The following is a 21722-nucleotide window of genomic DNA, read 5'->3' as shown; positions in this document are numbered from 1 at the left end:
GGTCAGCGCACCTTCGCGTAGCCGTTCTCGGTGCGGGTCGTGCCGTCGAGTTGCGCCTCGACCCCGCCGGTCCTCTCGAAGCCCCGCCGCTCGTCGGAGGCGGTGCCGGTCTCGTCGTCGGCCAGCACCCTCGCCTGTACCGTTTCCGCAACCAGCTCGGCCAGCCGCTGCTGGGCCGCTTCCAGCGGGGCCGTCCTCATGTCCTCGTTCCACCGGTCCGGGCGGACGTAGCGCCGGAGGACGTCGCCGACCCCGTCGCGCGCCGATGTCAGCGCGTGAGAACCACACGCAATTCACTCTACAGTTAAGATAAATTCAAGTAGAAAAAGAATGAATATTAATGTGCACCATGCAACGAAGAGCGTTCCTGAAGGTGACCGGTGCATCGGTAGTCGGACTGAGCGCGCTCGGGGGCTCCGCCACCGCGGCGACCCCGTTCGAGGACACCGCATTCGTGCCGACGTCCAACATCGCCCCCGACTCGCTGGCGAACAACGCCCGCATCGACGAGGAGGACCTCGACAGCACGACGTTCGTCAAGGAGACGGCGACCGCCGACGAGATAATCGGGACCGTGCAGGGCGACGCCGGCCAGACCACGACCCTGTACCTCACCCAGGAGGACGGCGACGACCAGGACGAACTCGGCGACTTCTTCTCGCTCAGCCCCGCCGTCTACCTCGACGGCGAGGAGGTCTCGTACGCCGTGGTCGAGCACAACGGGAAGACGTGGGTCCGGGCCACGTTCACGCTTGACGGGACGGTCCAGACGTGGGAAGTCGTCGACGAAGGGCCGTTCTGAGGCTCGAAAACCGTATTTCGCCCGGCGATGGTTCGGCTCCGGGCTCCGACGATAGGGGATTCGAAAGCCGGAGCCGGACAATCGAAACGTGGGACGCCGACTCCCGGAGCTACGCGACACGACTTACGCGACCTCGACAGTATCGTCGACCGCGCGAAAACACTGTAGCGAACGCCTCCGAAAACGGAGACTCCGGTCGGTCAGTCGTCGCCCGAGGCCGCCGCGCCGCCGGCGCTCACGCCGGTTCCGGGCCCGACATCGATGTCGAGCGCGTCGAGTTTCTCGTCGGGCACCACGCCGTCCTCCCAGTCGCGGACGTCGTAGTACTCCCGCTTGAGTTCGTCGAGCTCCGCGAGCTCGCCCTCGGAGCCGCCCTGACCGGGGACGGCCTTGGGCTCGCCCTCCACGAACCGGACCGGCAGGTCGTCGTCGCTCCCGTCGAAGCCCGCGAGGTTGTTGTAGTAGCGTTCGAGGTTGTAGATGCGTTCGCCCGCGTCCAGCAGGTCCTCCTCGCTCACGTCGCGACCGGTCATCCCGGCGTACTGGAGGACGTACTCCTCGATGCCCTCGGCGAAGGCGTTGAACTTGCAGATGTCGAAGGAATCGGAGATGGCGTGGAGATCCTGGAACGTCGCGCAGAGCTCGCCCTTCCCCTCGGGCTCGCGAGGGTCGACCTTCTCGGGGATGCCGAGCAGTTCGGCCGCAGGGGTGTACCCCCGGAGGTGACACGCACCCCGGTTGGAGGTGGCGTAGCCGATGGCCATCCCCTTCATGGCGCGGGGGTCGTAGGCCGCCATGGTCTGGCCCTTCACGTCGAGGCTCATGTCGGGGTCGCCGAACTCCGCGGCGGCGCGCTTGGCACCCTCCGCGAGCAGGTCCGCGAGGTCGTCCTCGCGGTGGGCCACGCGCTCTATCATCTCGATCATGGTCTCGGTGTCGCCCCAGTCGAGGCCAGCGTCGAGGCGGCCCTCCTCGGTGGCCTCCATCGCCATCGCCATCGTGTTGCCCATCTCGATGGTGTCGAGCGCCACGTCGTTGCACCGGTCTATCATCATCGCGACCTTGTCGCGGTCGTCGGACATCGAGTTGGGGCCGAGCGCCCACGCAGACTCGTACTCGTACGATTCCATCCGGACGTTGTGGTCCTCGCCCTTGTGGTGGACGTCGACCTCGACCTCCTTCTTGCACGCGACCGGACAGGAGTGACAGGTGGGTTCGTCCACGAGGATGTTCTCGCGGACGTTCTCGCCCGACACCCGCTCGGCGTCGATGTTGGGTTCGCTGGCGTCGGCCTTGGCCTCGCTACTGGTGGAAGTGTACTGGGCGTTCCGGGTCGGGAGCCCGTCCATCTCCTCGGTGACGTTCATCAGGACGTTGGTGCCGTACATCGACAGGCCGCCCTCGTTGGGCGCGGTCACGTCCGACTCCTGGATGACCTGCATGGCCTGCTTGTGGCCCTTCCGGAACGTCTCCTCGTCCTCGGGCTTGGGCATGTCGGTGCCGGCCTTGACCACCACGGCCTTGAGGTTCTTCGAGCCCATCACCGCGCCGGTGCCCCCGCGGCCCGACGCCCGGTCGTCCTCGTTGATGATGCAGCCGTACCGGACCTCGTTCTCGCCGGCCGGCCCGATGGCCATCGCCGAGAGGTTCTTGCCGAACGCGCCGTCCATCTCGTCCTCGATTTCGTCCATCGTGTCGTGGACGCCCCAGCCCCACACGTGGGAGGCGTCGCGGAGTTCGACTTCGCCGTCCTCGACGACGGCGTACACCGGCTCGTCGGCCTCGCCCTCGAACAGCAGGCCGTCGAACCCGGCCCACTTGAGCCGCGCGCCCGACCAGCCGCCGTGGTGCGAATCGGTCACGGTGCCGGTGAGCGGCGACTTGGTGACGACCGCGATGCGGCCGCTCATCACGGTCTGGGTCCCCGTCAGCGGACCGTTCATGAACGCGAGCAGGTTGTCGGGGCCGAGCGGGTCGACGTCGACGCCGTTGTCGAAGACGTACTTCACGCCGAGGCCGCGCGCGCCGATGTACTTGTGCGCGTCCTCGTCGTCGATGCCCTCGTAGGCTACCCCCTCCTCGGAGAGGTCGATGCGGGCGACGCGGTCGTGGAATCCGCCGAGGTCAGTCATGGTAACGTCCTATAATTGTATTAGGTCGCAACTGTGTTAGTGATTGCCGTGTTCGAGTAACCGATTCCAGTTACGGCCTCGCGGCGCGGGGCCGGAGGTCGGGGCGGTGTCGGTCCCCGCCCTCGACCGCCGGCCTTTACTCGCGGGGGTGACAACCCCGCGACGATGGAGGGTGACGTTCCCGCGACGGTCGCGCTCGACCGCTTCCGTCCGCCGACGTGGCTGCGCTGGCTCGCGGTCGTGGCCGTGGCCGGCGTGCTGTTCTACGGGTCGGTCCTCGACTCGCCCGGGTCCGGACTTTCCCCGGTCGGGCCGTTCGGGCTGTTCGGCCTCGACAAGTGGCTCCACGCGCTGGGCTACGCGGCGCTCGCGGGCGCGCTCGCCGGGGCGCTCGCGACCCGTGGTCGCCTCCGCGGCCGGAGGGTCCGGGTCGTCGCGCTCGCAATCCTGCTCGCGGTCGGCTACGGCGTCGGCATCGAGTTCGTGCAGGCGACGATTCCCGAGCGGGCGTTCTCGCTCGGGGACATGGCCGCCGACCTCGCGGGGGCCGGAGTCGGCGCGGCGGCGTGGCGTGTGCTGGTCGGTCTCGTGACTCTGGCCGAGCGGACCGCCGGGTCCGAGCGATAGGCCGGGGCCACGTCCCCCGGCGCGAGCCGACCGGACAGAGGGCTTTTGTCACCGGTCGTGGTACGCCCGGCGTGCATCGCCGCGAGTTCCTCGAAACCGTCGGCGTCGGCGTGCTGGCGGTCGGCGGTACGCGGGGCCGGCAGGACGCCTACCGGAACCCCGTCTACGACGGCGTCTTCCCCGACCCCGACGTGCTCCGGGTCGGCAGCACCTACTACGCCTACGGCACCTACCACCCGTGGACCGAAGGCGAGGGCCCCGACCGCGAACTGATTCCGATTCTGCGCTCGCCCGACCTCGTCGACTGGGAGCCAGTCGGCCCGGCGTTCGAGGAACCGCCGGCGTGGTCCCGGTATCGCGGACTGTGGGCACCCGGCGTGGGCCGGTTCGGCGACCGAATCGTCCTCTACTACTCGGATTCGGAGTTCGGCGCGGCCAACCCCGGCATCGGAGTTGCGAGCGCACCCGACCCCGCCGGCCCGTTCGAGCCTCGGGGCGGCCTCCTCCGGAGCGAAGCCGTCGGCGTCCCAAACTCCATCGACCCGGCGGTGGTCGTGCGCGAGGCGACGCCATACCTGTTCTGGGGGAGCCATCAGGGCATCTACGGCATCGAACTCGCGGCCGACGGCCTCTCGACCGCAGTTCCGCCCGACGAGAAGTTCCAGGTCGTGGGCGACGGCGTCGAAGCACCCTCCCTCGTCGAGCGCGGCGACTCCGTCTACTTCCTCGGCTCGCGGGGCACCTGCTGTGCGGGCCCGGATTCGACCTACCGCGTCGTCGCGGGACGGGCTGAGGCCCTCCGAGGCCCGTACCGCAACCGCGAGGGCGAGCGACTCACCGCCGAGGGCGCGACCGGGACCACGGTTCTGGAGAGCGACGACCGGTTTCTCGGCCCCGGCCACTGCGCGACGGTCCGGGATGCGGCCGGCGACTGGTGGCTGCTCTATCACGCCTACGAGGCCGGCAATCCGTGGGTCGGCGACACGCCCCGGCGGGTCCTCATGCTCGACCCCGTCCGGTGGGAGGACGGCTGGCCGGTCGTCGGCGACGGGACGCCGAGCGCGGGGGGACCGGTCCCGGCGGGCGAGGCCGAGACGTGAGCGACATCGCCTCGGGGACCGACGGCGGTTCAGACGTTCTCCTCGAACGGGAGTCCGACCACCGACCGGCCCCAGAGGAACGCGAAGCCGGCCACGAGCGCCGCGACCCCGACGAGTACGACCGAGAGCAAATCCACGTCGAGCAGTTCGAACAGCTCGACGGCCAGCAACGCGACCAGCAGGAGGGCGATGCGGTCGACAGCGAGGCGTCTCACGCCTCGAAGACGCGAACGGTTTCACCGTGAGCGAGGAGTTCGGGGTCGGCCATACGAGTCGCTCGCTGCGCTATTCTCGTCAACGCTGTGATTTTCGGCGTCCGATTGCTCCCATCTCCGTCAGGGGGCTACGGTCGCAGTGTCGCTCGTTCCCCCGTCCAACGGGAGATTGATCACGAGTTCGTCGAACCAGACGACCGGGCGCTTGCTCCGGCCCTCCTCCTCGAAGAAGATGACGCCCAACCGGGCGAGCTGGCTGAGTTCTTCGTGGACGTTCTTGACATCTCGGTCGACGGTTCGTGCGGTTTCGTTGATGCTGGACGGCTCCTCGCGGCGGATGGCCTCGACGAGGTCGAGCACACGCGGCGTAAGCGTCGCCATCAGGTCGTCGTAGCTGGTAAACGAGAGCGTCGGTGGGGAGTCCGTGGACTCCCCCCGTTCGAGTGCCGCGATGCCCTCGGAGACTTCGTCGCGGAACTCTTCGGGCGACTCCACCGTCACGACGAGCGTCGATTCGGTCCGGAGCCGTTCGCGTTCCATCGGGTGTAGCGGCGGCGTGGAATCGTTCATGGGTATCACCGTTGGGATGGCCTCACACGACCTCGAACTCGGACTTCGGTATCTCGCTCCAGAATCGTCGCCAGAGCTCGACCATCCCAGGAAACTCGATACCCTCCGGTTCGGGGTCGGGTGCGACGTGGAGTTCGTGGCCCTTCGTGTCCTCGTGTGAGTTGTCGTACCGGCGAATCGTACCGTCTTCGAGCGTCCGTTCGAGGTCGGGTTCCGTCGCGCCGTAGTGGAGCTTGTACGCCCACCCACACGGGTATGCGTCTCGGTCCGTCCGCATGCAGAACACGCGGACGACGGTTCCATCGGGGTACTTCTCCACCTCGCTAAGGCCATCGAGGTCGTCGGCAGTCCGTGAGGCCATCCTCTTCTATTGGTACTCAGACCAATGGCATAAACTTGTCTATTGGTATTTCGGCCAATGGTATTTTTTCACGGACCACCGAAACGCATACCGAACCCGACATCGAATCCCCGTCCATGCCCGACTTCGTCGTCCCGCCGGCGCTCGAACGCGGCGACCGAGTGGCGGTCGTCGCGCCCGGGTCCAACCGGGCGACCGACTACCCGCACGTCTACGAACTCGGACTCCAGCGCCTCCGGGAAGTGTTCGACCTCGAACCCGTCGAGTTCCCGACCGCGACGAAGGACAGCGAGTACCTCTACGACCACCCCGAGGAGCGCGCGCGGGACGTGATGGACGCGTTCGCCGACCCCGAGATTCGGGGCGTGGTTACCGTCATCGGCGGCTGGGAACAGATTCGAATCCTGACCCACCTCGACCCGGAGGTGCTGCGCGAGAACCCGACCCGGTTCTACGGCATCAGCGACAACACCAACCTCGCCAGCTACCTCTGGACCCTCGGCGTCGTCTCGTTCTACGGCGGGACCGTGATGACCGACCTCGCCATGCAGGGGTCGATGCACGAGTACACGGTCGAGTACCTCGAAACCGCGTTCTTCGCCGACGACCTCTCGGCGTTCGGCGACCTCCGGCCGGCCGAGCAGTTCACCGACGAGGACCTCGACTGGGCCGACCCCGAGAATCTGGACCGCCGCCGCGAGCTGGAGCCGAATCCGGGCTGGACGTGGCGCGGGGCCGACAGTCGGGCGTCGGGTCGGACGTGGGGCGGCTGTCTCAGTACGCTCGACATGCAACTCCGGACCGACCGCTACCTCCCGGACGCCGGGGACCTCGACGGGACGGTCCTCCTGCTGGAGACCTCCGAGGAACTACCGGACGAACTGACTGTCCGGCAGGTCCTCGTCGGGATGGGCGAACGCGGCCTGCTGGAGCGGTTCGACGCGGTACTGGTCGGGCGCGCCAAGGCGCGCAGCCCCGTCGAGGACCCCGGCCCCTCGGCGCGCGCCGCGTACCGCGAGCGCCAGCGCGACGCGATAGCCGAGGTGGTCGGCGAGTACAACCCGGACGCGCCGGTCGTGCTCGACCTGGACTTCGGCCACACCGCACCCGTGGTTCCCGTTCCCGTGGGCGGCCGGGTGACGGTCGACCCCGCGAGCGAGACGGTCGCGTTCGGGGGATAGCGAGAGCCGGGCCGACCCGGAACCTCGGCGTTCGGACCGCCGGTTCGCTCCCGTCGTCCCCGGCGCGACCTGACCCTCGGTTTATGTATCAGGCGTCTGTACGTGGGCACGTGACTGCACTCGGAACGTGGGCGATTCAGTTGCACGTCGCCGCAGGGGTGCTCGCGGTCCTCGCGGGGCTCTCCGCGCTGGTGACGGCCAAGGGCGGCCGACGGCACCGACTCGCCGGCCGGACGTTCGTCGCGTCGATGGGGCTCGTCGTCGCGACCACGTTCCTGATTCTGGCGCTCGGCCCCACGAGCTTTCGGGTGTTCCTCGCGCTCGTCGCGGTGTTCAGCGGCTATCTCGCGTTCTCGGGCTATCGCGTCCTGTCGCGCGGGCCCGCCGGCGACGACCCGGGGGCGGTCGACTGGGCGGCGGCCGTCGGGGTCGCGGTCGCGTGTCTGGGTCTCGGCGGCTGGGGCGTCGTCAGACTCGCCGGCGGGTCGTCGTTCGGTGTCGTGCTGGTCGCGTTCGGGGCCATCGGACTGGCGTTCGGGGTCAACGACCTGCGGCGCTTCCGGGCGTCCGAGCGCCCGGAGTCACGAGTGGCGCTCCACCTCACCCGGATGCTGGGGGCGTTCGTGGCGACGGTCAGCGCCGTCTCGGCGGTCAACCTCACGGGGGCGCTCGGGGTCGTGGCGTGGCTGTGGCCGACGGCGGTCGGCGTCCCGCTCATCGCCTACTGGGCGCAAAAGTACGGCGGGTAGCGTGCCCTATCGGAGCGCCTCGCGCGCCGCCGCGACGCCGGCTTGCTTGTCCACGTCCTCGCCGGTCTCCTCGAACGCCTCGCCGACGGTCCGCACGCCCCGGATAATCTGCTCGCTCGACAGGTTGCCCATGTTGCTCACGCGGAAGATGTCGCCGCCGAGGTGGGCCTGTCCGCCCGAGATGGAGACGCCCCGTTCCTCGACTGCGTCGAAGAAGGCGTCGGGGTCCTCGCGGGTGTGAGCCGGGAGCGCCACGGCGGTCAGGGTGTTCGAGTAGTCGGTCGCGTCGTTGCGCTCGCCGAACAGCTCCAGCCCCATCGCGGTGAACGCCTCGCGGAAGGCTTCCGACTGGCGGCGGTGGCGCTCGATGCGGTCGGCCATCCCCTCGTCGACGATGTTCTCGGCGGCGACCGCGAGCCCCCTGAACAGCGGCACCGCGCTCGTGAACGGCGTCTGGTGGCTCTCGGCCTTCCGGAGGTGCCAGTCGAGGTCCTCGTAGAACGGCGCGGCGTCGCCGTCGAACCGCTCCTGGGCGCGCTCGGTGGCGTACATCGCGGAGGTGCCCGGCGGCGCGGCCAGACACTTCTGGGCGTCGGTGACCGCCACGTCGACGTGCCAGTCGTCGATGCGGAACTCGTCGCCCCCGATGGAGGTCACGCCGTCCACGACGAAGGCGGCGTCGTGGTCGGACGCAATCTCGCCCACCCGCTCGACTGGATTCCGGAGGCCCGTGGAGGTCTCGTTGTGGACCATCGTCACGACGTCCGTGTCGTCGTCGACGGTCTCGGCCACCTCGTCGAGGTCGAGCGACTCGCCCCATGTCGCCTCGACCGGGTCGACCGAGGCGTACCGGTCGGCGATGCGCTTGAACCGCCGGCCGAACTTGCCGTTGACCAGCGGGACGACTCTCCCGCCGTCGTCGCGACCGCTCAGGCCGCCCACGAGGTTGGCCACCGCCGCCTCCATCGCCATCGTGGCGGTTCCGTTGAAGATGAGCGTGGTGCCGTCGTTCGCGGTCGACTCGCCGTCGAGCGTGGCCTCGGTGAAGACGGTGTCGAGCGCGGTCTGGGCGCGCTCGTATATCGCCTCGAACTCGGCCGAGCGATGCGAGACCATCGGCTCGCTCGTCGCCTGCCGCACGTCCCGGCTCACGGGAACCGGCCCGGGATTCAGGAGGAGGAAGTCCTCGCGCATACGGGGACACTGGCCGCGGCGCGGCATAAGTGAGCGGGGTCTGGCAAATGCCGCCAGTTTTGAAACTACCGTCTGCGGGCCACAGTAGTCATGCGTGTTCTCGTCGTCGGTTTGAGTGCAATGGCACAGTTCAGCGAGGACGACGAGGGCAAGAGCGTCGTCATGGGCGACGAGACGGTGGGAATGGTTCAGAACGTCGAGGGGGGCACCGCGCACGTGAACCCGGACGCGGGCGTCAGCGACCGCATCAAGGCGTCGCTCGACTGGGGCGACGCCGACGAGGACACCTACCCGCTGCGCGACGAGATGGTCGACACCATCACCGACGACGAGGTCCGACTGCGCAACCAGATGTAGTCGCGCCGGAGCGCCTATTTTTCCACTAGTCGGTCGGCCACGGCGTCGAGGTGGTCGAGTCCGACGACCGCGACCGCGTCGCCCCGCGAGCGCAGGTCGGCCAGCGCGTCGGCCATGCACGCCTCGCGGGTCGCCTCGCGGAGTTCGACCGGCTCGGGCGGGTCGACGGCCCGCAACAGCGACCGCGACCGCCGGGCCTGCGCGCGCTCGTCGCGGGCCTGTTCGGCCGGCGGGTCGGTCCGCTCGCAGTCGTGGGCGACCGGGTCGTCGACCTCGACGCGGAGGCCGGTCCGGTCGGCGACTGCGGCCGCGAGGCGGCAGACGACGGCGTGGCGAGTCACCGACGCGACGCCCGAGAGCACTCGGCGGAGCGCGTCGGGCGAGATGCGCTCGTCCCAGCAGGTCCGAGCGAGCCGAGCGAAAAACGCCGTCGTCGGGCCGTCGACCCCGACCACCTCGGCGTCGGACTCGCGGGCGGCCTGCGCGGCGGCGCTCATCTCGCCGCCGAACGACGGCGGCGAATCCGAGTCGGCGTACGCGCGATACAGCGGTACCGCGACCGGCGGCACTTCGAGCGCGACCACCTCGGGGTCGCGCTGGTGGACGACCGTCCGCGCGCGATACGCGCTCGCCGGGTGGTCGTGGACCACGCCGACGAGCGTGACGCGGCCGCCCCGGCTTTCGTCGGGCGCGGGGACGGTCCGGACGAACGCCTCGTGGAGCCGGGGGTCCTCGTCCGAGTTCGACGACTCGGAGGACGCCGCCAGCGGTCCGGTGGGCGGCCCGGCCGATTCGGGGGACGACTCGGCGAGTTCGGGGGACGATTCGGCGGGCGATTCGAGGGGGTCGGGGGAGTCGGGGGCGTCGGAGGGCGCGGACATCGACGTGAGCCGTGGTATCAGTGGGCCGCCTTAATCGTTGCGTAGTCACGCCGGTCCGACGCGCGACGCCTCGTTTCCCGCACACGCGCCCAAATGAAAAATACTAAATACGACAGAAATTCGATAGTATCCAATGGTAGCGATCGAAACGACCGACTTGACCAAGCGATACGGTGACGTGGTCGCAGTCGACGGTCTCGACCTGACCGTCGAGTCGGGGGAGATATTCGGCTTTCTCGGACCGAACGGCGCGGGGAAGTCGACGACCATCAACATCCTGCTCGACTACGCCCACGCCACGTCCGGACAGGCGTCCGTACTCGGCTACGACAGTCGGACCGAGACCCGCGAGATTCGCAAACGCATCGGCATCCTGCCGGACGGTGCCAGCCTGTACGACCGCCTCACCGCTCGCGAACACGTCGAGTTCGCGGTCGCCTCGAAGGAGGCCGACGACTCCGTCGAGGACCTGCTCGAACGGGTCGGGCTGGCGGACGCGACCGACCGGAAGGCCGGTGGGTTCTCGAAGGGGATGGCACAGCGACTCTCGCTGGCCATCGCGCTCGTCGGCTCCCCGGACCTGCTCATCTTCGACGAGCCCTCGTCGGGGCTCGACCCCCACGGCGTGAGTCGGATGCGCGAGATAATCCGGCGCGAACGCGACCGCGGGGCGACCGTCTTCTTCTCCAGCCACATCCTGAGTCAGGTCGAGGCGGTGTGTGACCGCGTCGGCATCATGAACGACGGGGAGCTGGTCGCACAGGACAGCATCGACGGTCTCCGTGAGTCGCTCGGCAGCGGGTCGCGCGTGACCCTGACCGTGGACTCGGTGCCCTCGCTCGACTCGATCCGGAGCGTGCCCGGTGTCACCGGCGTTCGAGTCGACGGGAACCGAGTCGTCGTCTCCTGCGAGGCCGACGACGTGAAAAGCGACGCCATCGCGGCGGTCCAGTCGACCGGCGTGGCGGTCGAAAACGTCGAGATAGACGAGGCCTCGCTGGAGGAGTTGTTCGAGAGCTACACCGACTCCGACGACCGGGAGGTGGTCGAAGCGTGAGCATCCCGCTCCTCGTCCGGAAGGAGTTCGTCGACTCGATGCGGTCGCGCGGACTGTGGACCGCGACCGCGCTCCTGACGGTGGTGGCGTCGGCGGCCGTCTTCCTGCCGTCTGTCGCGCTCGACTCGGTCGACCCGGTAGTCGTCCCCCAGTACATGCTCACGCCGGTCACCACGTTCGTCTCCATCACGGCGCTCGTGACCGGCTATCTCGCCATCGCGGGCGAACGCGACACCGGGAGCATCAAGACGCTGTTCGGACTGCCCTACACCCGCCGCGACGTGGTCGTCGGCAAGTATCTCGGCCGGGCGGCGGTGGTGAGCGTTGCGGTTCTCGTCAGCTTCGTCGTGGCCGGCGTCGTCGGCGTCGCGATGTACGGGTCGCTTCCGTACGGGTCGTACGTCCGACTCGGCGCGCTCACGGTCGTCCTCGCCGTCGCCTTCGTCGGCATCGCGGTCGCGATATCCGCCGGTGCCGCGAGCCGAAGCCGTGCGATGACGCTGGCCGTCGGGGCCTTCTTCGTGTTCGAGTTGCTCTGGTCGACGCTCGTGAAGGGCGTCTACTACGTGGTCACGCTCGGCGACCTCCCCGGCGTGGCGGTGCCCGGGTGGTACGTCTTCCTCCAGCGGGCGAGTCCGGGCGAGGCGTTCAAGACCGTCGCGGGAACGTTCCTGCCGGGTGACGTGGAAGGCGTGCAGGTCTCGACGAGCGGGGGCGCGCAGGGCGCGAGCGGAGCGAGCGGTGCCGCCCCGACGCTGGCCGAGCGACTCGGTGGCGAGGTGCCGTTGTACCTCGACGACTGGTTCGCGCTGGTCGTCCTCGGCTGCTGGCTCGTGGTCCCGATAGTCGTCGGCTACCTCCGGTTCGAGCGCGCCGACCTCGGATAGAGGGCGCGAAACCGGAGTTTAATACCCGAGAACGCACAAGCCTCGTCCGATGGCAGAGGCGAGTCCGGACGAGAACCCCTACGTCGAGGAGCCGCCGACCGACTTCGAGCCGGTCGAGGAGCTGACCGAGTCGGAGGCCGAAACGCAGGCCGAACGCCTCCGGGCGGCCATCAGGTACCACGACTACCGGTACTACGTCGAGAACGACCCTCTCGTCGCCGACCGGACCTACGACGCGCTGTTCTCCCGGTTGCAGGACCTCGAAACCGCCTTCGACCTCCGGACCGACGACAGCCCGACCCGGCGGGTCGGCGGCGAGCCGCTCGACGAACTCGGCACCGTCGAGCACGTCGCGCCGATGCTCTCCATCGAGTCGGGCGGCGACCCCGACGACGTTCGGGCGTTCGACGACCGGATTCGGCGCGAGACGGGCGGGTCGGCGGAGGTCGCGTACGTCTGCGAGCCGAAGTTCGACGGGCTCTCGGTGGCGGTGACCTACGAGGACGGCGAGTACGTCCGGGCCGCCACGCGCGGGGACGGTCACACCGGCGAGGACGTGACCGAGAACGTCCGGACTATCGGGAGCGTCCCCCACCGGCTTCGGGGCGACTACCCCGACCGACTGGTGGTCCGGGGCGAGGTGTACATGCCCGAGGACGCCTTCCGCGAACACAACCGCGAGCGCGTCGAGCGCGGCGACGACCCCTTCGCCAATCCGCGGAACGCGGCCGCCGGGAGCCTCCGACAGCTCGACCCCGGCGTGACCGCGGAGCGGCCCCTCGACGTGTTCTTCTTCGACGTACTCGAATCGACCGACGACTTCGAGTCCCACTGGGAGCAACACGAGACGCTACCCCAGTGGGGTCTGAAAGTCAACGACCGGTCGGAGCGCACCCGCGACGTCGAGGACGCCATCGCGTATCGGGACCGACTGCTGGACGCCCGCCCGGACCTGAACTACGAGATCGACGGCGTCGTCATAAAGGTCGACGACCTCGCGACCTGCGAGCGGCTGGGCGCGACCGAGCGCCACTACCGGTGGGCGTTCGCCTACAAGTTCCCCGCGCGCGCGGAGGTCACCACCATCACGGACGTCGTGGTGCAGGTCGGCCGAACGGGCCGGCTCACGCCGGTCGCCCTGCTCGAACCCGTGGACGTGGGCGGGGTCACCGTCTCGCGCGCCAGCCTCCACAACCCCGACGAGATCGCCGCGATGGACGTGGGCGTCGGCGACGAGGTCCGGGTCGAGCGCGCGGGCGACGTCATCCCCTACGTCGCCGAGGTGGTCGAGAAGCGCGCGCCGGGCCACTACGAGTTCCCCGAGGTCTGTCCGGTCTGCGAGAGCCCGGTCGAGTTCGACGGCCCGATGGCCTACTGTACCGGCGGGCTGGCCTGCGACGCCCAGCTTCGGCGGGCGGTCGCCTACTACGCCAGCGAGGACGGCCTCGACGTCGAGGGGCTGGGCGGCGAGCGGGTCGACCAGTTGCTCGAGGCCGGTCTCGTCGCCGACGGCATCGCGGACCTCTACGACCTCGACGTTGGGGACCTCGCGGAACTCGACGGCTGGGGCCAGACCAGCGCCGAGAACCTCGTCCGCGAACTGGACGCGTCCGAGCACCCGCGACTCGGGGCGTTCCTGTCGGCCATCGGGATTCCGAGAGTCGGGCCGGCGACGGCCGACGACCTCGCGCGGGAGTTCGGCGACCTCGACGCGATTCGGGACGCGGACCGCGAGCGACTGGCGGCGGTCGACGGCATCGGCCCCACGGTGGCCGACCGTATCGCGGCGTTCTTCGAGTCGCCCGAGAACCGGCGCGCCATCGACGACCTGCTCGACGCGGTAGGGCCCCTGGAGACGCCCGACGCCGCGGAGACGGGCGACGAGTTGGCGGGCGAAACCTTCGTGTTCACGGGGTCGCTAACGGGCTACACTCGCAGCGAAGCCCAGCAACTCGTCGAGAACCACGGCGGCGACGCCACCACCAGCGTCTCGGGCAACACCGACTATCTGGTCGCGGGCGACAGTCCGGGGCGAACGAAGATTGACGACGCCGAGGCCGAGGACGTGCCGGTGCTGGACGGCGCGGACGAATTCGAGGAGAAACTGAAGGCGTACGGCGCGCTGTAGCCGGACGCTATGGCGGGTCGGCGAGCGCGTTCAGCTTCGCCGGGTCGCCCGCAGTCGCGGCGGTGTGCCAACACTTGAGGACCGCGAGCGTCACTCGCTTCGGGTCTTCGTGTCTGACGCACGATTCCCGGTGAGCGTCGAGGTTCTCGGGTGGATGGAAGTGCTTGTCGGGGACGCCTGGCCGCTCCTCCCACCCGAACCGGAACTGAAGGCGGTCGCTGCCCTCGTCGGTCGCGTCGCTCTCCGTGCTTTCGACGTAGTGGTACTTGTACCCGTGGCGGGTCCACCACGCGACGTCGAATCGGGATTCATCGCCCAGAATCCCGTCCCAGAGTTCGATTCGGAGTTCTTCGAGGCCAACGTCGTATTCGGGCACCCACTCCACGGATTTGACCAGCCCGTCGAGCCGCTTCCTGAACGTCGTCTCGACGGTTTCGAGCTTGCGTCGGGAGATGCCCCCTCGCTCGGCCCTACGCATGATAGGACGCGTCACCGCGGGAATCGGCCGGGTCCGACTTCGAAAGGTACTCCGTCATCGACTGGGCGGCCCTGAGTCGCTTCAGGTCGGCTTCGAGCGTCCGCCAAACCGAGAGGTCCGCCCAGCCAGCGTCGTCGTCGGGGTCGAGCCGCGCCACGAGTTCCGACGGCGAATCCACGCCGTACGTCTCTTCGAGCGACGCGAGTCGCTCTTTCGTCCGTCGGAGTTTGGCGTCGAGTTCGCTCGGCGAGTGGTCGGCCGCGAGGTCGGCCACGCGGTCGACGCGTCGCTGGGTCGAACTCCAGACGTATCGCGTCGCCGTGGCGCTCGCGTCCTCCTCGACCATTCCGGCGTCGACGAGGGGCCGGACGTGTTTTCGCACGGTCGGTTTCGTGGTGGCGGCCGCGTCGGCGAGTTCGCCCGTCGTGTGCGGCTCCGTGGTGTCCTTGAGGACGGCGTGGATGCGCTCGAACGCGGTCGTCGATTCCGTCCACTCGGCGGTCACCGCGTCGTCGAGGTCGTCGGGAACGCGGCCGGAGAGTTCGTCGGAGTCGAACGGTTCGACGTCGTCGACGGACGGCGGCGCGTCGACCTCGTCGTCGGTCGGCATGGACGAGACCACGGACTCGGAAAAGTAATATTTTGGGGCGGAAATATATCTTTTCTCGCCGGGGCTCAGAGGTCCGCGTCCTTGAACACCCAGTAGCCCAGCGCGACGGGGACGAGCACCCACAGCAGGAACTGCGCGAGGACCGCGGGGTCCGAGAGGTAGAACGGCACCTCGCCGATTCGCTGGCGGGCCAACTGGCCGGCCGTCCCGGTGTTGTAGAGGCGCGCGCCCAGCACCGAGTCGGTGTAGAGGCGGGCCGCCAGCGTCTGGTAGGCCCGGATGGGGTTGAGGAACTTGACGAACAGCCCGTACTGGAGGAGTTCGGTGATCTCGAGGCCGAGCGACAACTGCTCGTTGGCGACCGAGAGTATCTGTCGGACCCGGTTCCACAGGAACGTGAACAGGAAAAAGAGGCCGACGCTCCCGAGCATCGCCCGGCGGTTCGTCGAGGCGGCCGCCGACACGCCGACCGCGATGCTGACGAACGCGACGCCCAGCAGCATCGTCAGCGCGGCGAAGACGATGAAGTGTATCACGTCCACGCCTACGCCGTAGATGCCCAACACCACGAGCGCGAACAGGAGGCCCAGCAGAATCGGGAGCGCGACCACGCCGCTCCGACCCACGGTCTTGCCGGCGACGGCGTCCAGCCGGGAGTGGGGCAGCGAGAGCAGCAGCTTCAGCGACCCCGACTCGCGCTCGCCCACGAGCGCTCCGTACGAGACCACGATGGCGACCAGCGGCACGATGAACGTGATGAGCACCTGCCCGACTATCGACTGGAAGAACGCGTTGACCGTGACCTGCTGTTGGGCCTCCGCCGAGAGGTTCGACCCGAGGACGTACGCGGCACCGACGAACAGGCCGAGGAAGACGGCCGACAGCCCCCACAGCCACCGCGAGCGCACCGCGTCCCGGAAGTCCTTCCGGGCGATGGCCTGCCAGGTCATGCTTCGACCTCCCGCCCGTCGGTGGTGTAGGCCACGAACAGGTCCTCCAGCGACGCTTCCTCTGTCTCGAAGTCCCGGACGTCGACGCCGGCGTCTTCGAGCGTCGACAGCACCGTGGTCTTCACGTCGCTCTGGCAGGACACCCGGAGGGCCTCGTCGGAGTCGCTGACCTCCGAGACGCCCTCTATTCCGCGGACCGCCGCGAGCGCGTCGTCGGTCACGCCGTCGGCGTCGATTCGGAGCACGGTGTCGGCGCTGGTGGCCTCGCGCAGGCCCTCGATGGAGTCCTCGGCGACGAGTTCGCCGTCCCGGAGGATGCCCACCCGGTCGCAGACCGACTCCACCTGTCCGAGGATGTGACTGGAGAAGAAGACGGTCGCGCCCCGGTCGGCCTCCTCGCGTACGATGTCGCGCATCCGGCGCGCGCCGTTGGGGTCGAGTCCGGTCGAGGGCTCGTCCAGAATCAACAGGTCCGGGTCGCCGACCAGCGCCATCCCGAGGACGAGCCGCTGGGCCATCCCCTTCGAGTAGCCGCCGGCCGTCCGGTCGCCGGCGTCGTCGAGGCCGACGCGTTCGAGGATGGCGTCGGGGTCGTCGTCGCTCCCCTTCGACTCGATGGCGAATTCGAGGTGCTGGCGGCCGGTCAGCCGGTCGTACGTCGAGAATCCCTCGGGCAGGACGCCGAGGTGCTGGCGCACCGCCACGCTCTCGTCGTGGACGTCGCGGCCCAACACCCGTATCTCGCCCTCGGTCGGGCGCACGAAGTCCAGCAGCATGTTGATGGTCGTGGACTTGCCCGCGCCGTTCGGCCCCAGAAAGCCGAACACCTCGCCGGACTCGACGTCGAGCGAGAGGTCACGGACGGCGACCACGTCGCCGAACCGCTTCGTTACGCCGTCGATCTCGATGGCGGTCATGATTGCGGATTTTTCGCTCTCGTATGTAAACCCTTGTCTTGTTGCGCCGACTTCCCGTGAACTCGCTCGCCGGTTGGGAGACGACCGTTCCCAGACGATAGCAGCGGCGGCCCGGAAGATATTATTCACTCTAAATAAAATAGAAAATTACTTGGCTGGGCGTTCTAATCTACCATAAGTGACTCGAAAACAACTCCTGTCGGCGGTGTTGGTCGTCGCGCTCGTCGGAAGCACGGCGTTGACCGCGAGCGGGGCGGTCGCGCCGACGACTGCCGACGCGAGCGCGAGCACCATCAGCGGGTCGGTGACGGTGACGGTGACCAGCGTCGCCGACGGCGACACGGTCGACGTCCAGTACGAGAACGGAACGACCGAGACGGTCCGACTGCTCGGCGTCGACACGCCCGAGGTCAACGTCGACAACACCCCCGAAGAGTTCGAGGGCGTGCCCGACACGCAGGCCGGCGCTGACTGTCTCCGGGATTACGGCGAGGACGCCAGCCAGTACGCCACCGACCAGTTGCTCGGCGAGCAGGTCACGCTCAAGTTCGATAGCACGTCCGACCGCCGCGGCGGCTACGGTCGGCTGCTGGGCTACATTTACGTTGACGGCGAGAACTTCAACCTCGACCTCGTCGAGCTCGGCCACGCCCGCGTCTACGACAGCACGTTCAGCCAGAGCGACTCGTTCTACAGCGCCGAGACCACCGCCCAAGACGACCGCACCGGACTCTGGAGTTGCCGGACGGACGACGGCGGTGACGGCGGCGACGGCGGCGAAAGCGGACAGGCCACTATCGAGTGGGTGTACGCCGAGGCGGACTATCTGAACGACGAGCGCGTCCGGATAACCAACACCGGCGACGGCGACCTCGACCTGTCGGGGTACACGCTCGAAGACGCGGCCGGAAACAGTTACACGTTCCCCGACGGCTTCACGCTCGCCCCCGGCGCGTCGGTCTGGGTCCACTCCGGGAGCGGCGACGCCGACTACGACGACCTCTACGCCGAGTTCGGCCACGAGGTCTGGAACGACTACGGCGACACGGCGTACCTCTACGACGAGGACGGCGACGAAGCCGACAGCCGGTCGTACTGACGCCCAGGGACCCGTCCTCCTTTCCGGGCGCTCGCCGACCCGCTCAGACCGCGTCGTCCGGGTCGTGGCGGTCGGCCATCCGCTCGGCCTCGTCGGCGTACTGCTCGCGAGTCCGCTCGTCCTCGACGGGGTCGAGGCTCCCGCCATCGACGGTCGTGGCGGCGGTGACGCCCCCGCCCCGCCGGAGCATGTTTGTCGAGCGCTGGCGCTGGACGGCGTACGCGCCGTCGGGCGTGGCGTACACCAGCGAGACCAGCCCCTTGTCGGTGTAGGTGCGCTCGACCAGCCAGAGCCGTCGGCCCTCCGCGTCGGAGTCGTCGCCATTCGCCGCGTCGGAAGCGTCTCCCTCGTCCATGGGTCACGCTTCGGGGCGACGGAATTGAATCCATCGGGTCCGGCCGGCGGCGGTGCGGTCGTGCCGACTCTGCAAAGCCCCGATTTCGACGCCCAGCCCGGCTCGGCCGGACGTATCCGGGGGCTGACACCGCCAGTAGCGTTAAGACGGAAAACGGCGTATCGTGTGACGATGACCGAGTACGGGTGGCAGGAACGCGGAGGACGGTGTATCGGGTCCAACCGTCGCGGTCGGCGGTCGACGACCAGATGACGGTGACTCAGTCCCCGCTGTCACAGGCGACCGACGACCGGCTCTCGAACATGCTGTTTCAGGGCGAGGAGATCGAGGAGGAGTTTACGGTCTCGGACGCCCGCGTCGCGGTCACGACCCACCGCGCTCTGGTGTTCACCCCGGACGGCGACGGCCGGCGGTTCGACCACGCCGACCGGCCGAACGTCCTCGGCGCGAGCCTCGAGACCACCGGTCGGGAGTCGTACGTCGAGTGGGGCGTCCGGTCGGCGGTCTACGGCACGGTCCTGCTCGGCGGCAGCCTCGTCCTCGACCTCAGCGGCGTCCTCGACGAACTCGACGCCGCGAGCGACACCGGCGCGACCGGAGTCTCGGAACTCGTCTCGCTGCTCCCGTCGGCGCTGGCGACGCTGACCACGGTCGCGCTGCTGGTCGGCGCACTGTTGTTGCTCGCGGCCGGCGCGCTGGTCGGCCTCTACGCGCGGTCCCGCGAGCAGGAACTCGTCATCGAGCGCGCGGGCAGGGACCCGATGCGGGTCCCCGTCCGAGGCGAGGCGGGCGAGCAGGTCGCTCGCGGGCTCCGCGCGGCGGTAGGGACAGGTTCAACATCGCCGAGCGACTAGCCGCGCTCGATGGATGGGGACGCGGTCCGCGAGCGAGCGGGGGAGTTGCCACGCGAGCCCGGCGTCTATCAGTTCGAAGACGGGGGGACAGTCGTCTACGTCGGCAAGGCGGTGGACCTGCGCGACAGGGTGCGGTCGTACGGCGAGCCACGGAGCAGACGCATCCGGCGAATGGTCGACCGGGCCGACCGAATCGACTACTCCATCACCGACACCGAGACCCAGGCGCTCCTGCTGGAGGCCAACCTCATCAAGCGGTCCCAGCCCCGGTACAACGTCCGGCTGAAGGACGACAAGTCCTACCCGCTCGTCCAGCTTACCGGCCACGAGTTCCCCCGCATCGAGATTACCCGCGACCCCGACCCGGCGGCCCGCGCGCGGAGCGACGGCGGGACGCGCACTCGCGGGGGCAGCCGAACCGGCCCCACGACGTCCGGGCCTCGCGTGTTCGGCCCGTTCACGAACAAGACCCGCGTCGAGACCGTGGTGAAGGCGCTCCGGGAGACCTACGGCGTCCGGGGGTGTTCGGACCACAAGTTCGCCGACCGCGAGCGGCCCTGCCTCGATTACGACATCGGGCTGTGTACCGCGCCCTGCACGGGCGAAATCGACGGCGAGTCGTACGTCGCGGACGTGGAGTCGGTCGTCCGATTCTTCGAGGGCGAGACCGGCGTGCTGGCCGACCCGCTCCGCCGGGAGATGGAACGAGCCGCCGCCGACAGGTCGTTCGAGCGCGCCGCCAACCTCCGGGACCGGCTCGACGCCGTCGAGGGGTTCCACGGCGGCGCGGGCGAGGCCGTCGCCAGCGAGGCCGACGAGCGCTCCGTGGACGTCCTCGGCGTCGCGCTCGAAGGCGAGTCGGCGACGGTCGCCCGACTCCACAGCGAGTCGGGCCAGCTCGTCGAGCGCGACCGTCACGCCGTGACGATTCCCGAGGGCGAGCCGGACCCGGGCGGCGACGGCCGGGCGGAGGCACGCGCCACGGACACCCGGGCCGGCGCGGTGCTCTCGGCGTTCGTGACCCAGTTCTACGCCGAGCGCGACCTGCCCGACGCGCTCCTGTTCTCGGACCGGCCCGACGACGGCGAGGTGCTCGACTGGCTCGACCGCGAGGGCGTGGCGGCCCGCGTCCCCGGCGCGGGTCGGGAGGCGACGCTGGTGGACCTCGCGTTGAAGAACGCCCGGCGGGGAGCCAGCCAGCCCGACGCGCTCGCCGCGCTCCGAGACGCCCTCGACCTCGACGCCGTGCCCCGCCGCATCGAGGGGTTCGACGTGAGCCACGCCCAGGGCCGGGCGGCCGTCGGCAGCGACGTGACGTTCGCGGACGGTTCGCCGGAGAAGGCCAACTATCGCCGGAAGAAGCTCGACGACCGCAACGACGACTACGCCAACATGTACGACCTCGTTCGCTGGCGGGCCGGACGCGCGGCGGGGGCCGACGTCGGGGACGCCCGCGACGACCGACCGGACCCCGACCTCCTGCTCATCGACGGCGGCGGGGGACAACTCGGCGCGGCCCGCGACGCGCTCGCGGACGCGGGGTGGGACGTCCCCGCGGTCGCGCTCGCCAAGGACGAGGAGGTGGTGGTCACCCCCGACGGAACCTTCGACTGGCCCGACGACGCCGACCACCTCCACGTCCTCCAGCGGGTCCGCGACGAGGCCCACCGGTTCGCGGTCCGATACCACCAGACGGTCCGGGACGACGTCTCGACCGAACTCGACAACGTGCCGGGCGTCGGCCCCGAGACGCGAAAGCGGCTCCTCCGGCGGTTCGGGAGCGTCGACGGCGTCAGGTCGGCGTCGGTCGCGGAGTTGCAGGCAGTAGAGGGCGTGGGCGAGAAGACCGCCGAGACCATCGAGACGCGGCTCTAGTCGTCCGCGTCCAATCGCTCGCGCGTCCGCCCCGAGTACCCGACCACCACCGCGACCCCCAGCAGGACCGCCAGTCCCAGCAGGAACGCGCCCTGCGCGCCCTGCAACAACGCCAGCGCGGCCACGCCGGCGGTGCCGACGAGCGCGACCCGATAGCGGTCGGTCCAGACGCCCGCCGCGCCGGCGGTCGCCAGCAGGAGCGCGAGCAGATACGACAGTAGCCCCGCCTGCGCGAACCCGCCGCCGCCGAGGACGGCGGCACCGACGAGCAGCAGGACTAACACGACCGCGACCGAAAACCCCCGGGCCAGGGCAGCGCGCGCGTTCGCCATGCAGTCACCTT

General features: G+C 69.3%; 25 protein-coding genes. 12 read left to right on the top strand and 13 right to left on the bottom strand.

Features of this window, described 5'->3' with window-relative positions; translation table 11 throughout:
* Positions 1-2 precede the first annotated feature (2 nt).
* A complete protein-coding gene (locus EPL03_RS10265) occupies positions 3-200 on the bottom strand; it encodes a hypothetical protein (RefSeq protein ID WP_135829224.1) in 198 nt (65 codons plus the stop codon).
* A 149-nt stretch (positions 201-349) separates the two neighbouring features.
* On the opposite strand from EPL03_RS10265, the gene EPL03_RS10260 reads away from it, so the two are divergent.
* Positions 350-802, top strand: coding sequence for a hypothetical protein (locus EPL03_RS10260; RefSeq protein ID WP_135829223.1), 453 nt, complete (start codon positions 350-352; stop codon positions 800-802).
* Between the two features lie 200 nt (positions 803-1002).
* On the opposite strand, the gene EPL03_RS10255 is transcribed toward EPL03_RS10260, so the two are convergent.
* The gene (locus EPL03_RS10255; protein WP_135829222.1) at positions 1003-2934 is read right to left on the bottom strand and encodes an aldehyde ferredoxin oxidoreductase family protein; all 1932 of its coding nucleotides are present in this window, start codon (positions 2932-2934) and stop codon (positions 1003-1005) included.
* Positions 2935-3099: 165 nt separating this feature from the next.
* Here EPL03_RS10255 and EPL03_RS10250 point away from each other — a divergent pair, with 165 nt between their 5' ends.
* Together EPL03_RS10250 and EPL03_RS10245 are read left to right on the top strand one after the other, a co-directional pair.
* Entirely contained in the window at positions 3100-3561 is a 462-nt protein-coding gene (locus EPL03_RS10250) for a VanZ family protein (protein ID WP_135829221.1), read from the top strand.
* Between the two features lie 71 nt (positions 3562-3632).
* Positions 3633-4661 carry a family 43 glycosylhydrolase gene (locus tag EPL03_RS10245; protein WP_168216227.1) on the top strand — a complete coding sequence of 343 codons (1029 nt, stop codon included), beginning with the start codon at positions 3633-3635 and terminating at the stop codon, positions 4659-4661.
* A gap of 29 nt (positions 4662-4690) precedes the next feature.
* Here the strand turns inward: EPL03_RS10245 and EPL03_RS10240 are convergent, their stop codons facing one another.
* The 3 genes from EPL03_RS10240 to EPL03_RS10230 all read right to left on the bottom strand — a co-directional run bounded on the left by EPL03_RS10240 (position 4691) and on the right by EPL03_RS10230 (position 5807).
* Positions 4691-4876: a hypothetical protein gene (locus EPL03_RS10240; RefSeq protein WP_135829219.1), complete on the bottom strand. Its 186-nt coding sequence runs from the start codon at positions 4874-4876 to the stop codon at positions 4691-4693.
* A gap of 120 nt (positions 4877-4996) precedes the next feature.
* On the bottom strand, positions 4997-5446 hold the full coding sequence (locus EPL03_RS10235; RefSeq protein ID WP_135829218.1) for an HVO_A0114 family putative DNA-binding protein: 450 nt from the start codon (positions 5444-5446) through the stop codon (positions 4997-4999).
* A gap of 22 nt (positions 5447-5468) precedes the next feature.
* Positions 5469-5807 (bottom strand): toxin-antitoxin system TumE family protein, encoded by a 339-nt coding sequence (locus EPL03_RS10230; RefSeq protein ID WP_135829217.1) that lies wholly within the window; start codon positions 5805-5807, stop codon positions 5469-5471.
* 116 nt (positions 5808-5923) lie between these two features.
* On the opposite strand from EPL03_RS10230, the gene EPL03_RS10225 reads away from it, so the two are divergent.
* Complete coding sequence (locus EPL03_RS10225) at positions 5924-6988, top strand: S66 family peptidase (protein WP_135829216.1); 1065 nt, start codon at positions 5924-5926, stop codon at positions 6986-6988.
* Positions 6989-7098: 110 nt separating this feature from the next.
* Positions 7099-7737, top strand: a complete 639-nt coding sequence (locus EPL03_RS10220; protein ID WP_135829215.1) for a DUF2306 domain-containing protein — start codon at positions 7099-7101, stop codon at positions 7735-7737.
* 6 nt (positions 7738-7743) lie between these two features.
* Here EPL03_RS10220 and EPL03_RS10215 read toward each other — a convergent pair whose 3' ends face one another.
* On the bottom strand, positions 7744-8931 hold the full coding sequence (locus EPL03_RS10215) for a pyridoxal-phosphate-dependent aminotransferase family protein (RefSeq protein ID WP_135829214.1): 1188 nt from the start codon (positions 8929-8931) through the stop codon (positions 7744-7746).
* 120 nt (positions 8932-9051) lie between these two features.
* Here EPL03_RS10215 and EPL03_RS10210 point away from each other — a divergent pair, with 120 nt between their 5' ends.
* A complete protein-coding gene (locus EPL03_RS10210) occupies positions 9052-9288 on the top strand; it encodes a PRC-barrel domain containing protein (protein ID WP_135829213.1) in 237 nt (78 codons plus the stop codon).
* Between the two features lie 14 nt (positions 9289-9302).
* Here the strand turns inward: EPL03_RS10210 and EPL03_RS10205 are convergent, their stop codons facing one another.
* Positions 9303-10169: a hypothetical protein gene (locus EPL03_RS10205; protein ID WP_210424953.1), complete on the bottom strand. Its 867-nt coding sequence runs from the start codon at positions 10167-10169 to the stop codon at positions 9303-9305.
* A 133-nt stretch (positions 10170-10302) separates the two neighbouring features.
* Here EPL03_RS10205 and EPL03_RS10200 point away from each other — a divergent pair, with 133 nt between their 5' ends.
* Genes EPL03_RS10200 through ligA form a run of 3 tightly spaced genes read left to right on the top strand, consistent with a single transcriptional unit; the run spans position 10303 to position 14241 of the window.
* Positions 10303-11226, top strand: a complete 924-nt coding sequence (locus EPL03_RS10200; protein WP_135829212.1) for an ABC transporter ATP-binding protein — start codon at positions 10303-10305, stop codon at positions 11224-11226.
* A complete protein-coding gene (locus EPL03_RS10195; RefSeq protein WP_135829211.1) occupies positions 11223-12113 on the top strand; it encodes an ABC transporter permease subunit in 891 nt (296 codons plus the stop codon). The genes EPL03_RS10200 and EPL03_RS10195 overlap by 4 nt, the downstream gene beginning before the upstream one ends.
* Positions 12114-12162: 49 nt before the next feature.
* A complete protein-coding gene (gene ligA, locus EPL03_RS10190) occupies positions 12163-14241 on the top strand; it encodes an NAD-dependent DNA ligase LigA (RefSeq protein ID WP_135829210.1) in 2079 nt (692 codons plus the stop codon).
* 7 nt (positions 14242-14248) lie between these two features.
* Here ligA and EPL03_RS10185 read toward each other — a convergent pair whose 3' ends face one another.
* The 4 genes from EPL03_RS10185 to EPL03_RS10170 form a co-directional block, all read right to left on the bottom strand.
* Positions 14249-14719, bottom strand: a complete 471-nt coding sequence (locus EPL03_RS10185) for a hypothetical protein (RefSeq protein WP_135829209.1) — start codon at positions 14717-14719, stop codon at positions 14249-14251.
* On the bottom strand, positions 14712-15329 hold the full coding sequence (locus EPL03_RS10180; RefSeq protein WP_135829208.1) for a winged helix-turn-helix domain-containing protein: 618 nt from the start codon (positions 15327-15329) through the stop codon (positions 14712-14714). Before EPL03_RS10180 ends, EPL03_RS10185 begins: the two co-directional genes overlap by 8 nt.
* A 65-nt stretch (positions 15330-15394) precedes the next feature.
* Complete coding sequence (locus EPL03_RS10175) at positions 15395-16279, bottom strand: ABC transporter permease (protein ID WP_135829207.1); 885 nt, start codon at positions 16277-16279, stop codon at positions 15395-15397.
* Entirely contained in the window at positions 16276-17196 is a 921-nt protein-coding gene (locus EPL03_RS10170) for an ABC transporter ATP-binding protein (protein WP_135829206.1), read from the bottom strand. Before EPL03_RS10170 ends, EPL03_RS10175 begins: the two co-directional genes overlap by 4 nt.
* Before the next feature lie 178 nt (positions 17197-17374).
* On the opposite strand from EPL03_RS10170, the gene EPL03_RS10165 reads away from it, so the two are divergent.
* A complete protein-coding gene (locus tag EPL03_RS10165) occupies positions 17375-18295 on the top strand; it encodes a thermonuclease family protein (RefSeq protein ID WP_210424952.1) in 921 nt (306 codons plus the stop codon).
* Positions 18296-18338: 43 nt separating this feature from the next.
* Here EPL03_RS10165 and EPL03_RS10160 read toward each other — a convergent pair whose 3' ends face one another.
* On the bottom strand, positions 18339-18650 hold the full coding sequence (locus tag EPL03_RS10160) for a hypothetical protein (protein ID WP_210424951.1): 312 nt from the start codon (positions 18648-18650) through the stop codon (positions 18339-18341).
* A 185-nt stretch (positions 18651-18835) separates the two neighbouring features.
* On the opposite strand from EPL03_RS10160, the gene EPL03_RS10155 reads away from it, so the two are divergent.
* Both EPL03_RS10155 and EPL03_RS10150 read left to right on the top strand, forming a co-directional pair.
* Positions 18836-19504, top strand: a complete 669-nt coding sequence (locus tag EPL03_RS10155; RefSeq protein WP_244605246.1) for a hypothetical protein — start codon at positions 18836-18838, stop codon at positions 19502-19504.
* A gap of 9 nt (positions 19505-19513) precedes the next feature.
* The gene (locus EPL03_RS10150; protein ID WP_135829205.1) at positions 19514-21379 is read left to right on the top strand and encodes an excinuclease ABC subunit C; all 1866 of its coding nucleotides are present in this window, start codon (positions 19514-19516) and stop codon (positions 21377-21379) included.
* Here the strand turns inward: EPL03_RS10150 and EPL03_RS10145 are convergent.
* Entirely contained in the window at positions 21376-21711 is a 336-nt protein-coding gene (locus EPL03_RS10145; RefSeq protein ID WP_135829204.1) for a hypothetical protein, read from the bottom strand. The two genes, EPL03_RS10150 and EPL03_RS10145, sit on opposite strands and share 4 nt — an antisense overlap.
* Between the last annotated feature and the right edge of the window lie 11 nt (positions 21712-21722).

Origin of the sequence: Halorussus halobius (genome assembly GCF_004765805.1) — an archaeon.
Lineage (GTDB): Archaea > Halobacteriota > Halobacteria > Halobacteriales > Haladaptataceae > Halorussus > Halorussus halobius.
The sequence above is the reverse complement of the archived record's forward strand: the minus strand, read 5'-3'. Positions and strand labels throughout refer to the sequence as shown.